This is a genomic window from Serratia sp. PL7 (genome assembly GCF_945957435.1).
In genome coordinates this window covers 496,311-507,842 of record NZ_CAMFLB010000001.1, presented here as the reverse complement: position 1 = coordinate 507,842, position 11,532 = coordinate 496,311, and the positions used below count along the sequence as shown (strand labels likewise).

The following is an 11,532-nucleotide window of genomic DNA, read 5'->3' as shown; positions in this document are numbered from 1 at the left end:
ATGACAATAAATCCACAGCCCCTCGAAACGATCGAATTCGCCTCGCGCGATGAGATTGAAGCGTTGCAGTTGGCGCGTCTGAAGTGGACGCTGCACCACGCCTACGACAATGTGCCGATGTACAAACGCAAATTCGACCAGGCCGGCGTACACCCCGACGATCTCAAACAGCTGAGCGATCTGGCGCGCTTCCCCTACACCACCAAGCAGGATCTGCGCGACAACTACCCGTTCGACACCTTCGCAGTGCCGATGGAACAGGTGGTGCGCATCCACGCCTCCTCGGGCACCACCGGCCGCCCGACGGTGGTCGGTTACACCCAGCGCGACATCGACAATTGGGCCGATATCGTCGCCCGCTGCCTGCGCGCCGGCGGCGCCACCGCCAAAGACAAGGTGCACGTCGCCTACGGCTACGGCCTGTTCACCGGCGGCCTCGGCGCGCACTACGGCGCAGAGCGGCTCGGCGCGACGGTGATCCCGATGTCCGGCGGCCAGACGGAGCGCCAGGCGCAGCTGATCCTCGACTTCAAGCCCGACATCATCATGGTGACGCCGTCCTATTGCCTGACGCTGATCGACGAACTGGAGCGCAAAATGGGCGGCGATGCGCGCGGCTGCTCGCTGCGGCTCGGCGTGTTCGGCGCCGAACCCTGGACCGAAGCCCTGCGCCACGAAATCGAAACCCGCATGGGCATCAAGGCGCTGGATATTTACGGCCTGTCGGAAGTGATGGGGCCGGGCGTAGCGATGGAGTGTCTGGAGAGCGGCGGTGGCCCGACCATTTGGGAAGACCACTTCCTGCCGGAGATCATCTGCCCGGAAACCGGCATTGCCCTGCCGGACGGGGAGCACGGCGAACTGGTGTTCACCACCCTGACTAAAGAGGCGCTGCCGGTTATCCGCTACCGCACCCGCGATCTTACTCGGCTGCTGCCGGGCGACGCGCGCCAGATGCGCCGCATGGGCAAGATCACCGGCCGCTCCGACGACATGCTGATCATTCGCGGTGTCAACGTCTTCCCGTCGCAGGTGGAAGAGCAGATCATGCAGTTCGAGCAGCTGTCGCCGCACTACCAGCTGCAGGTCAGCCGCAGCGGGCATCTGGACACGCTGGCGGTGCGCGTCGAGCTCAAGGAGTCGGCGCTCAGCCTCAGCCACCAGCAGCGTTGCGATATCTGCCACCAGCTGCGCCACCACATCAAATCGATCGTGGGCGTCAGCACCGACGTCAGCATCGCCAACTGCGGCGATATTCCGCGCTCGGAAGGCAAGGCGCAGCGCGTGGTCGATCTGCGGCCGCGCTGAGGCGCACGGCGTCACGGATGACGCCGCCCCAAATTAGGCGTAATGTTATGGCTCATCGAAGGCTAACCCATGGAAAAATATGGAACATAAACTGGATGAGTTCATTCGCCATGCCGTCGACGCGCAGCCGATCAGCGGCACCTCGCTGATCATTTCGCTGTACGGCGACGCGCTCAGCCACCGCGGCGGCGAAGTGTGGCTCGGCAGCCTGAGCGCGCTGCTGGAGGCCTTCGGTTTCGGCGATCGCTTCGTGCGCACCTCGGTGTTCCGCCTGCAGAAAGAGGGTTGGCTGGCGGTGGAGAAAATCGGCCGCCGCAGCTTCTACCGCGTGACCGAGCAGGGAATGCGCCAGTTCCGCCACGCCGAATCGAAAATCTATCTGCGCGAGCAGCCCGCCTGGGACGGCAAGTGGGAGCTGTTGCTGCTGGAATGCGCCGAAAAAAACGCGCGCGCGCGGCTGAAAAAAGAGCTGGGCTGGCTCGGGTTCGGGCAGATCGCCAACAATCTGATGGCCGCCCCCACCCATGCGCAAACCGACGTGACGGCGCTGCTCGGCGAATTGAACGCCAGTGAGCAGGTGATCTACTTTCGCGCCGATTACCCCTACAACCGCTCCGAGCAAACGCTGCAGAAACTGGTGGCCGACTGCTGGTCGCTCAGCGATGTGGCGGCCGGCTATCACGAGTTTATCGTCTCCTTCCGGCCGCTGATGGCGCTGCTGCGCGAAGTCGACCCGGCGGCGCTGACGCCGCTGCGCGGTTTCCAGATTAAGCTATTATTGATTCACTTCTTCCGTCGCGTGGTGTTGAAAGATCCGCTGCTGCCGGACGCGCTGCTGCCCGCCCAGTGGGAGGGCCAAATCGCCCGTAATCTGTGCATCAATCTCTATCAGCAGGTCGATCGCGCCGCGACGGAGTACGTCAGTGCGCTGGCGGAGACCACCATCGGCGCCCTGCCCGCGCCGGCCGCCGGCTACTATCGGCGCTTCGGCGGCCTGCCGCGCGACCCTACATTTTAAGGAACTCACGCTATGCCTGTGTATCAGATTGACGGCCTGACGCCGGTCGTTGACCCCAGCAGTTACGTGCACCCGACGGCGGTGCTGATCGGCGACGTGATCGTCGGCAAACACGTGTATATCGGCCCGAACGCCAGCCTGCGCGGCGATTTTGGCCGCCTGGTAATCTGCGACGGCGCCAACATTCAGGACAACTGCGTGATGCACGGCTTCCCGCAGCAGGACACGGTGGTGGAAGAAGACGGCCATATCGGCCACGGCGCCATCCTGCACGGCTGCCGCATTCGCCGCAACGCGATGGTGGGCATGAACGCGGTGGTGATGGACGGTGCGGAGATCGGCGAGAACACCATCGTCGGCGCGATGGCGTTCGTCAAAGCCGCGGCGGTGATCGAAGCCAACAAGCTGGTGGTCGGCAGCCCGGCGCGCGTGCTGCGCGATCTGACCGAACAGGAGCTGGCCTGGAAGATCGCCGGCACCCGCGAGTATCAGGATCTGGTACAGCGCTGCAAATCCTCGCTGCACGAAGTGGCGCCGCTGACCGAAATCGAACCGGGCCGCCAACGCCTGAGCTTCGGCGACCACCTGATCCCGAAAAGCCAGCTTTAATCCCCGGGGCTGAGATGCGCCTCAGCCCCTCCCCTTATTACTCCACCTCATTACTCCACCTCCGGCGCCTTGAACGGCGACGGTGTAGCCGCGCGGCGGCTCTGGAAGTGATAAGCCACCACCAGCAGCAAGGTGAACGGAATGCCGAACCACAGCGTCATGCGGAAGAATTCGGTAAACGCCGTCGAGATCATCAGCGCCGCCATCAGCCCGGCGCCGAGCAAGGTGGTATAGGGAAAGCCCCACATGCGGAACTTCAGGTGGGTCTGCCGATGCCGGCGGCGGAAGAACAGGTGGGTGACGAAAATCATCAGCCAGGTAAAGCAGGCGCCATACACCGAGATAGACATCATGGCGGCGAACGAGGTTTCCGGCGCCACCAGGCTCAGCACGATGGACACCACGATACCGATGCACGACATCGCCAACGCATTGACCGGAATGCCGCGCCGGCTGACGCGCCCCAATGCCGCCGGCGCCTGCCCGGCACGCGACAGCGAGAACATCATGCGGGTGGTGATGTACAGCTGGCTGTTCATTGCCGACAGCGCTGCCACCAGCACGATAAAGTTGAAAATACCGGCGGCGGCGGGCAGATGGATCACGTTCATCGCCATCAGGAACGGGCTTTCGCCGGTGCCGGACTGGCGCCAGGGCACGATGGCCAGCATCAGGGCGATCGACAGCATGTAGAAGATGAACAGCCGCACGATGGTGCCCTTGAACGCCGCCTTCACCGCAATCACCGGATTTTTCGCCTCGCCGGCGGCCACCGCAATCATTTCAATGCTCAGGTAGCTGAAGATGGACACGATCACCGCGAACCACATGCCCTTGACGCCAAACGGCATGAAGCCGCCGGCGGTCAGGTTGCGCAGGCCGTAGGCCGGGTTGCCCGAGAATGCCAGAATGCCGATGCCGATCAGAATAAACGCCACGATCGCCGTCACTTTGACGGTGGACAGCGCGTATTCCACCTGGCCGAACGACTTCACCCCGATCACGTTGACGACGATCACCGCCGCCGAGAACAGCAGCACCCACGGCCAGGTCGGCGTCGCCGGGAACCAGAACTGCATGTACATGCCGATGGCGGTGACTTCGGTACCCACCGCCAGCACCACACAGGACCAGTAAGAATAACGCACCAGAAAACCGAACAGCGGGCCGAGATAGAATTCGGCGTAGTCGCCGAACGAGCCGGGCGTCGGGTGTTCGGAGGTCATCTCCGCCAGGCTGCCCATCAGCAGCAGCGCAATGACGCCGCCGATCAGGTAGCTCAACAATACCGACGGCCCCGCCATCTGAATGGCGTAGGCGCTGCCGAGAAACAGCCCGGTGCCGATGGCGCCGCCGATCGCCAGCATCGACATCTGCCCGGCGGTAAGATGCTTGTTCAACCCGCCCTGACGGCGGGCGATATGCTCAAAATCATTCATCTGTGGCATGGCTGGGTTCCCGAGCGGAGTTAGGCGGTACGGGTGACGTCGAGAATGGCGGCGGTCACATAGTCAATGTTGCCGGGATTGAGCCCCGGCAGGCACATGCGGCCGGGCGAGACCAGATAGATGGCATAGCGCTGCCGCAGGGTCTGCAGCTGCGCTTCGTTCAGGCCGGTATAGCTGAACATGCCGCGCTGATCGCGAATACGCCGGTGATCCAGCGAAGAGCCACCCTGCGCCAGCCCGGCGGCCAGCTGTTCACGCATTTGCTTGATGCGCGAGCGCATTTCTGCCAGCTCATTGCGCCAAAGCTCGCCAAGTTCGGCGTCGCCGAGCAGGGTTTCCACGATCTGGCTGCCGTGCGTCGGCGGGCAGGAGTAGCTGCGGCGGATCAGCGTTTTTAACGCCCCTTTGACGTTGGCGGCATTTTCCGCGTCGGCGCAGCGCACCGACAGCGCGCCCAGACGCTGGCCGTACAGCGCGACGTTTTTGGAAAACGAATTGCAGACCAAAAACGGCAGATCGGTTTTCAGCGCTTCGCGCAACGCAAAGCAGTCCTCCTCCAGCCCGTCGCCGAAGCCCTGATAGGCGATGTCGAACAGCGGCAGCAGGCTGCGTCGCTGCAGCACGGCGAGCGTGGCGCGCCACTGCTCCGCCGTCAGATCGGTGCCGGTCGGGTTATGGCAACAAGGATGCAACAGGACCACGCTGCCCGGCGGCAGGCTGTCCAACGCGTCGAGCATGGCGGCGAAACGCAGGCCGCCCGCCGCTTCATCAAAGTAGGGATAGGTATTCACCCGCAGCCCGGCGCCTTCGAAAATCGCCCAGTGATTGGCCCAGGTGGGATCGGACACCCAAATTTCACCGCGCGCCAGAAAGTGGCGCAAAAAATCCGCCGCCAGCTTCAACGCGCCGGAGCCGCCGACGGTCTGCACCGTGGCGATCTCGGCCGCCTGTTGCTCACCGAACAGCAGCGTCTGCACCTGGCGAGCAAACTGCGACGAACCCTCGATCGGCGGATAGCCATGTGGGCGACGCAGCGCCAACAATCGCTGTTCGGCCGCCTCAACCGCGCGCATCAGCGGAATATTCCCCTGTCGGTCGTAATACAGACCAATGCCTAAATTCACTTTTTGCGGATTGGGGTCCTGCAAATAGGCTTCCATCAGCGACATAATAGGATCGGCCGCGGAAGGTGCAATCTGTTTAAACATGACACATCCTTAACTCGTTATTGAATTAATATAAAGGCGAACTTAAGAAGAAATTAAATCAGGCGATGGCGCTGACGGTAATTTCTATTTTCATTCCCGGCACCACCAATTTTTCGACAATGACCGTGGAGCGATTGGGATAAGGATAATTAAAGTATTTCCGGTAAATATCATCGAGACATTTAACGTCGTTGACGTCGGTGAGATACACGATCACCTGCAGAACCTTATCGCTGTGGCTGCCCGCCGCCTTCAGCGTCTGCGCCAGATTATCGAAGGTCAGCGTAATCTGTCGCTCCGGCGCGCCGGTGTCGATGCTGCCGTCCGCCCGCACCGGGCCGTGAGCGGTAAACAGCATGCCGCCGCCCCGGGTGGCCCAGGAAAAAGGCTGGCCGATCTCCGGCAGCCCGGTATCTACGATCTCGCGCATGTCAGTGGTTCCCGTGGTGGTTAAGTTGGCGAAGCAGCGCGCCGTCGGCGGCGAACAACGCATCCAGAATGGTGAAATGATTGGCGCCGGGCACCGCGACCAGTTCTGCCGACAACCCGCGTTGGCGCAGCGCCGCATGATAGTGTTGCGACTGGCCTCTCAGTTCCGGCAGCTCCAATGCGCCGTAATACAGCGTAAGCGGCTTGCCGCGCGTCGGCAGGTGGCGCGCCGGGCTGAGCGTTTCAATTTGCCGCGCAGTCAGCTGCAGCGCCCGATTGACATAGCTTTGTTGCAGCGGCGCCAGCTCGAACAGGCCGCTGATGGGAAAGACCGCATCCACCAACGCATGCTGCTGCCAAAACGCCGCCAGATGGCCGCCGGCGGAATGGCCACACAGATGCACCGGATAGGCATAGTGCGGCGGTAGGCGGCGCTGAATGGCATTCAACGCCACACCGATCTGTCGGCATATTTCGTCGAGATCCACCGCCGGCGCGAGCGCATATTCCACCAACACCACGTCAAAACCCAACGCCAACGGCCCGGCGGCGATAAAGGCGAAATCTGCCTTATCGCAGAATTGCCAATAGCCGCCGTGAATAAAAATTAACGTCCCCTGATGCTGCTTTGCAGAATAGAGCCAATCCAATGTTTCGCGTTCGCCGTTGCCATAAGCAATATTGTTTTCATGGCGCGTCTGTTTATAAACAGCCGCACTGCGGGTTTGAAATGAAGTCAAAATAGCCGATTCATTATCCACCGTGGCGCCGTTGTCATAACTCCCCGCAAGTGGTTTCATATATTAAACTTCGTTTATTATTTAAGATGTGAATTAACTATTAGCACCGGCAACATTATTGTCAAGACGGGCGCATCAGCAATGCGCGCCCGGTAAAATAAAACCTGATGAATAATGAAAAAGTTTAACCCATGAAACTTTTTGCGCTTATTTCCCCCGCACACCCGGATGAATTTGCGGCAAGGCGCTGAGCCGTTCAAATGCATAATCCCAAAAGGCGCGCACCTTCAGCGGCATGTGCTGCGCCTGCTGCGCCACCAGCTGTACCGGCATAGGCAACGGCTCGTAATCCGTCAACAGCCGCACCAGCGTACCGGCGGCCAAATCGTCCGCCACCTGATACGAGAGCAACCGGGCGACGCCCTTGCCGGCGCGCACCGCCAGCAGTTGCGCTTCCACGTCGTTGAGCAACAGCCGGGGAGCCAATCGCACGCGCTCGCCGTTTTCCTGCGGGCCGAAGCGCCATTCGCGCAGCGACGGCCGCTGGGTGCCGACGATGGTGGCATGATCCGCCAGTTGCGCCGGCGAACGCGGTTCACCGCAGCGCGCCAGGTAATCCGGGCTGGCGACCGTCACCCGGCTGACCTGCCCCAGCCGCCGCGCCACGCGCGAAGAGTCCTGCAGATGACCGATGCGCACCGCGATATCCAACCCTTCGTCAATCAGATCGAGATTGCGATCGTTCAATACCATTTCGATCTGCATCTGCGGGTAATCATCGAGAAACGCCATCACCACCGGCGCCACGTAGCGGCGGCCGAACTGCACCGGCGAAGTGACGCGCAGCAAGCCGCTCAGCTGCGCTTCGGCGGTATCCTGCACCACCGCCTGATAATCCTGCAGCAGCTGTTGCGCGCGTTCCAACAGCCGCATACCCGCTTCGGTGGGCGCCAGCCGCCGGGTCGTTCGCTCCACCAATCGGATGCCGAAACGCTGTTCCAGCGCGGCGATCGCCCGGGTGATCGCCGGCGCCGAACGCCGCAGTTTGCGCCCGGCCGCCGCCAGGCTGCCTTGCTGCACCACCGCCACGAAGATCGCCAACTCGTCTAACCGATCCATAGATTCTTCCGAAAAGTGAAATTATCAATTTCCACATTGCCGGATTTCGCTCGTTCAACGCAAGAGTATGCTGACAAAAAGCACTGAGGAGAAACGCCATGTCCACCATCACACTCTACGGCACCCCGCTTTCCGGCCACGTTCATCGCGTGGCGTTGCTGCTGCGTATGCTGGCGCTGCCCTATGCATGGGTCGAAGCCTCGGCGGACGTACGGCAGAGCGCAGCCTTCCGCCGGCTCAATCCGTTCGGCCAGATCCCGGTCTTACAGGATGGCGATCTGACGCTGGCCGACAGCAACGCCATTCTGGTCTATCTGGTGAAGCGCTATGCGGCGGACAGTCACTGGCTGCCGGAACAGCCGGCGGCGGCCGCGCGGGTGCAGGCCTGGCTTTCCAAAGCCGCCGGTGAAGTTCGCTACGGCCCGGCCTCTTGCCGACTGATCGCCCAATTCGCGGTGCCGGAGGATTATCAGGCGGCGCGGGCGGTCAGCGATCGTTTTCTGCCGCAGATGGAACAGCATCTGAGCGAGCGGGACTACCTGGCCACCGAACAGCCCACCATCGCCGATCTGGCCTGCCACAGCTACGTAGCGGTCGCGGCCGAAGGCGGCATTTCGTTGGCGCCTTACCCTGCGATACGGCGCTGGGCGGCGCGCATCGTTGCACTGCCCGGCTTCTTTGCCATGCCGGCCCTGCCGGAACCGGCGGCGAGCTGACGCCATGATCCCGCAACTGTTCCATCCGGATGAGCTGCGCGCACAGACGCTGGCCGGGTTTGGCGGCGTAGGCGGCGGCATCTACCCCGCGATGCCGGATCAGCACCGCGCGTTTTTCGCCGCGCTGCCCTACCTGTTCGTCGCCACGCTGGATGAACAAGGCTGGCCCATCGCCACCCTGTTTACCGGCCCGCCCGGATTTTTACGCACGCCGGACGACACGCATTTACGCATCAGCGCGCCGCGCCGCAGCGACGATCCCGCCCAGGCGCTGTTGCTGCCCGGCAAGCCGGTCGGCGCGCTGGGGCTGGATTTCAGCAACCGGCGGCGCAACCGCGCCAACGGCGCCGTCAGCCGCACCGACAAAAACCGGGTGGAAATCCTCGTTCAGCAAAGCTTCGGCAACTGCCCGCAGTACATTCAGCGCCGAGAACTCTACCCGGTGGACAGCCGGCCGCAGCCGGTTGAGCATTTAGCCTCGCTGGATGCGGCGGCGCAGGCGCTGATCCGCGCCGCGGACACCTGCTTCGTCGCCAGCGGCGCGCACCTGACACTGGCGCAGGGCGGCGTGGATATTTCCCATCGCGGCGGCCGCCCCGGCTTTATCCATCTGGAAGGCGACACGCTGTGGATGCCGGATTTTCGCGGCAACCGCTACATGAACACGCTGGGTAATCTGCTGGCCGAACCGCGGGCGGCGCTGCTGTTCATCGATTTTGAACGCGGCGACGTGCTGCATCTGCAGGGGGAAACGCAGATCCTCTGGCAAACGGAGGGGCATCCCGCCGTTGAAGGCGCAGAACGCTATTGGCGGTTTGACGTGCGCCGCGCCTGGCGTTTTGCGGCAGCGCTGCCGTGGCGGGGACGAAATCTGGAGTATTCGCCGGCAACGCTGGCGACCGGGGTGTGGCACCGCTGAAATGAAAAGCCCCGCTGCGGCGGGGCTGGATCGGAAATTACAGGCTGTGTTCGGCCGCCGATGCGGCCTGATAAAGCTGACGAAAATAATTCAACCGCGCAAAGAACAGGCGGCTTTGCTGCTCCGACATATTGCCGGCCACCTGCCCGGCGTCAATCTGCCGCCCTTGCCATTCCATCAGAGCGATGCTCGACGCCAAAAAATCCATTTCGCTGCCGTAGGCCGCGAGATGTCTGTCCACTGATTTCATCATTCGCACACTCCTTTTAATTACATCGAAAAGGGTCATATGCCTGCTCTTTCAGTATCGGCCCGACAGAGGATATTTTTTGTACAGAAGGTGCGCATAAAGAAAACGACCATCTTGTTGCCGCGCGGGCAAACGGCGGCGGCAAAATTTGCTAGGGTAAAGGGTAGCCGTATGGGATAGACCACTCTGTTGAACTCAGGAAAGAAGGAAGAGACTCATGAGCACCAGCATCTGCGCTACCCTCAAGGATCCCACGCTGTTCCGCGAGGCCAACTACATCGACGGGCAATGGTTGCCGGCCCAGGAAGGCCGTTCGATCGCCATTCATAACCCCGCCAACGGCGAACGGGTCGGCCACGTACCGGCCTTCGGCGCCGAAGAAACCGCTCGCGCCATCGCCGCCGCCAAAAAAGCGCTGCCCGCCTGGCGCGCGCTGACCGCCAAAGAGCGCGCCGGCAAGCTGCGGCGGCTGTTTGAATTGATGATGGAAAATCAGGAAGATCTGGCGCGCATCATGACGGCGGAACAGGGCAAACCGCTGGCCGAAAGCCGCGGTGAAATCGCCTATGCCGCCTCCTTTATCGAATGGTTCGCCGAAGAAGGCAAACGGGTATATGGCGACACCATTCCACAGCCGCAGGCCGGTCGCCGCATCATCGTGCAAAAAGAGCCGATCGGCGTGTTCGCGGCCATCACCCCGTGGAACTTCCCGGCGGCGATGATCACCCGTAAAGCCGGCCCCGGCTGGGCGGCGGGCTGTACCGGGGTGATCCGCCCCGCCAGCCAGACCCCGTTCTCGGCGCTGGCGATCGCCGTGCTGGCGGAGCGCGCCGGGCTGCCCGCCGGGGTGTGCAACGTAATCACCGGCCCCAGCAAAGGCATCGGCGGCGAACTCACCGCCAACCCGGATGTGCGTAAACTCTCCTTCACCGGCAGCACCGAAGTCGGCGCGCAGCTGCTGGCCCAGTGTGCGCCCACCATCAAGAAAACCAGCATGGAGTTGGGCGGCAACGCGCCGTTTATCGTCTTCGACGACGCCGATCTGGACGCCGCCGTGGCCGGCGCGGTCGCCTCGAAATACCGCAACGCCGGCCAGACCTGTGTCTGCACCAACCGTTTTCTGGTGCAGGACGGCGTGTACGACGCCTTCGCCGCCAAGCTGAAAGCCGCCGTCGCCAAGCTGAAAGTCGGCAACGGCCTGGATGACGGCGTCACCATCGGCCCGTTGATTAACCCGGACGCGGTGGAGAAAGTGCGCGAGCATATCGCCGACGCCGTCGAGCACGGCGCCTCGGTGCTGCTGGGCGGTAAGCCTGACACGCTGGGCGGTAATTTCTTCACCCCGACCATCCTGACCGATGTACCGCGCACGGCAAAAATCTTCCGTGAGGAGACGTTCGGCCCGGTGGCGCCCCTGATCCGCTTCAGCCAGGAGGCCGACGCCGTCGAACTGGCCAACGACACGCCGTTCGGCCTGGCCGCTTACTTCTACAGCCGCGACATCGGCCGGGTGATGCGCGTGGCCGAAGCGCTGGAGTACGGCATTGTCGGTATCAACGAAGGGTTGATTTCCACCGAGGTGGCACCGTTCGGCGGCATGAAGCACTCCGGTTTGGGCCGCGAAGGCTCAAAATACGGCATCGAGGACTATCTCGAAATCAAATACCTGTGCCTCGGCGGTTTGGGCGCCTGATGTGAGGGGCCTCCGCGCCTGCGGGGGCCCTGTCTGGCGGTTTTGGGGAGCCTTTGCTACCTTTAGGCATCTTTT

12 protein-coding genes are annotated in these 11,532 nt (G+C 62.4%); 6 read left to right on the top strand and 6 right to left on the bottom strand.

What is annotated here, in order from left to right; genetic code table 11:
- From paaK to paaY, 3 genes are all read left to right on the top strand, one after another.
- A complete protein-coding gene (paaK, locus tag N6G83_RS02460) occupies nt 1-1,308 on the top strand; it encodes a phenylacetate--CoA ligase PaaK (RefSeq protein ID WP_016927188.1) in 1,308 nt (435 codons plus the stop codon).
- Between the two features lie 79 nt (nt 1,309-1,387).
- The gene (gene paaX, locus N6G83_RS02455; RefSeq protein ID WP_043140497.1) at nt 1,388-2,326 is read left to right on the top strand and encodes a phenylacetic acid degradation operon negative regulatory protein PaaX; all 939 of its coding nucleotides are present in this window, start codon (nt 1,388-1,390) and stop codon (nt 2,324-2,326) included.
- A 12-nt stretch (nt 2,327-2,338) separates the two neighbouring features.
- A complete protein-coding gene (gene paaY / locus N6G83_RS02450) occupies nt 2,339-2,935 on the top strand; it encodes a phenylacetic acid degradation protein PaaY (protein ID WP_021505794.1) in 597 nt (198 codons plus the stop codon).
- A gap of 50 nt (nt 2,936-2,985) precedes the next feature.
- On the opposite strand, the gene N6G83_RS02445 is transcribed toward paaY, so the two are convergent.
- The 5 genes from N6G83_RS02445 to N6G83_RS02425 form a co-directional block, all read right to left on the bottom strand.
- Nucleotides 2,986-4,383 carry an amino acid permease gene (locus N6G83_RS02445; RefSeq protein ID WP_025303372.1) on the bottom strand — a complete coding sequence of 466 codons (1,398 nt, stop codon included), beginning with the start codon at nt 4,381-4,383 and terminating at the stop codon, nt 2,986-2,988.
- A gap of 20 nt (nt 4,384-4,403) precedes the next feature.
- Nucleotides 4,404-5,591 carry an aromatic amino acid transaminase gene (locus tag N6G83_RS02440; protein WP_025303373.1) on the bottom strand — a complete coding sequence of 396 codons (1,188 nt, stop codon included), beginning with the start codon at nt 5,589-5,591 and terminating at the stop codon, nt 4,404-4,406.
- A gap of 58 nt (nt 5,592-5,649) precedes the next feature.
- The gene (locus tag N6G83_RS02435) at nt 5,650-6,021 is read right to left on the bottom strand and encodes a RidA family protein (protein ID WP_025303374.1); all 372 of its coding nucleotides are present in this window, start codon (nt 6,019-6,021) and stop codon (nt 5,650-5,652) included.
- A 1-nt stretch (nt 6,022) separates the two neighbouring features.
- Nucleotides 6,023-6,820, bottom strand: coding sequence for an alpha/beta hydrolase (locus N6G83_RS02430; RefSeq protein WP_260514582.1), 798 nt, complete (start codon nt 6,818-6,820; stop codon nt 6,023-6,025).
- A 147-nt stretch (nt 6,821-6,967) separates the two neighbouring features.
- Nucleotides 6,968-7,879 (bottom strand): LysR family transcriptional regulator, encoded by a 912-nt coding sequence (locus N6G83_RS02425; RefSeq protein WP_260514581.1) that lies wholly within the window; start codon nt 7,877-7,879, stop codon nt 6,968-6,970.
- A gap of 98 nt (nt 7,880-7,977) precedes the next feature.
- On the opposite strand from N6G83_RS02425, the gene N6G83_RS02420 reads away from it, so the two are divergent.
- Together N6G83_RS02420 and N6G83_RS02415 are read left to right on the top strand one after the other, a co-directional pair.
- Nucleotides 7,978-8,595 carry a glutathione S-transferase gene (locus N6G83_RS02420; protein ID WP_043140032.1) on the top strand — a complete coding sequence of 206 codons (618 nt, stop codon included), beginning with the start codon at nt 7,978-7,980 and terminating at the stop codon, nt 8,593-8,595.
- A 4-nt stretch (nt 8,596-8,599) separates the two neighbouring features.
- Nucleotides 8,600-9,514: a pyridoxamine 5'-phosphate oxidase family protein gene (locus N6G83_RS02415; protein WP_260514578.1), complete on the top strand. Its 915-nt coding sequence runs from the start codon at nt 8,600-8,602 to the stop codon at nt 9,512-9,514.
- Nucleotides 9,515-9,551: 37 nt separating this feature from the next.
- On the opposite strand, the gene N6G83_RS02410 is transcribed toward N6G83_RS02415, so the two are convergent.
- Entirely contained in the window at nt 9,552-9,767 is a 216-nt protein-coding gene (locus N6G83_RS02410; protein ID WP_004935234.1) for a glycogen synthase, read from the bottom strand.
- A gap of 214 nt (nt 9,768-9,981) precedes the next feature.
- On the opposite strand from N6G83_RS02410, the gene gabD reads away from it, so the two are divergent.
- Nucleotides 9,982-11,457 (top strand): NADP-dependent succinate-semialdehyde dehydrogenase, encoded by a 1,476-nt coding sequence (gene gabD / locus N6G83_RS02405; protein WP_164063033.1) that lies wholly within the window; start codon nt 9,982-9,984, stop codon nt 11,455-11,457.
- Nucleotides 11,458-11,532 lie beyond the last annotated feature (75 nt).

Excerpts from the sequence above, each read along its gene's own strand:
- N6G83_RS02425 (WP_260514581.1), bottom strand. The coding sequence starts at position 7,879 with ATGGATCGGTTAGACGAGTTGGCGATCTTCGTGGCGGTGGTGCAGCAA.
- N6G83_RS02440 (WP_025303373.1), bottom strand. The coding sequence starts at position 5,591 with ATGTTTAAACAGATTGCACCTTCCGCGGCCGATCCTATTATGTCGCTG.
- paaK (WP_016927188.1), top strand. The coding sequence starts at position 1 with ATGACAATAAATCCACAGCCCCTCGAAACGATCGAATTCGCCTCGCGC.
- N6G83_RS02430 (WP_260514582.1), bottom strand. The coding sequence starts at position 6,820 with ATGAAACCACTTGCGGGGAGTTATGACAACGGCGCCACGGTGGATAAT.
- N6G83_RS02420 (WP_043140032.1), top strand. The coding sequence starts at position 7,978 with ATGTCCACCATCACACTCTACGGCACCCCGCTTTCCGGCCACGTTCAT.
- N6G83_RS02415 (WP_260514578.1), top strand. The coding sequence starts at position 8,600 with ATGATCCCGCAACTGTTCCATCCGGATGAGCTGCGCGCACAGACGCTG.
- N6G83_RS02410 (WP_004935234.1), bottom strand. The coding sequence starts at position 9,767 with ATGATGAAATCAGTGGACAGACATCTCGCGGCCTACGGCAGCGAAATG.
- paaY (WP_021505794.1), top strand. The coding sequence starts at position 2,339 with ATGCCTGTGTATCAGATTGACGGCCTGACGCCGGTCGTTGACCCCAGC.
- N6G83_RS02445 (WP_025303372.1), bottom strand. The coding sequence starts at position 4,383 with ATGCCACAGATGAATGATTTTGAGCATATCGCCCGCCGTCAGGGCGGG.
- paaX (WP_043140497.1), top strand. The coding sequence starts at position 1,388 with ATGGAACATAAACTGGATGAGTTCATTCGCCATGCCGTCGACGCGCAG.
- gabD (WP_164063033.1), top strand. The coding sequence starts at position 9,982 with ATGAGCACCAGCATCTGCGCTACCCTCAAGGATCCCACGCTGTTCCGC.
- N6G83_RS02435 (WP_025303374.1), bottom strand. The coding sequence starts at position 6,021 with ATGCGCGAGATCGTAGATACCGGGCTGCCGGAGATCGGCCAGCCTTTT.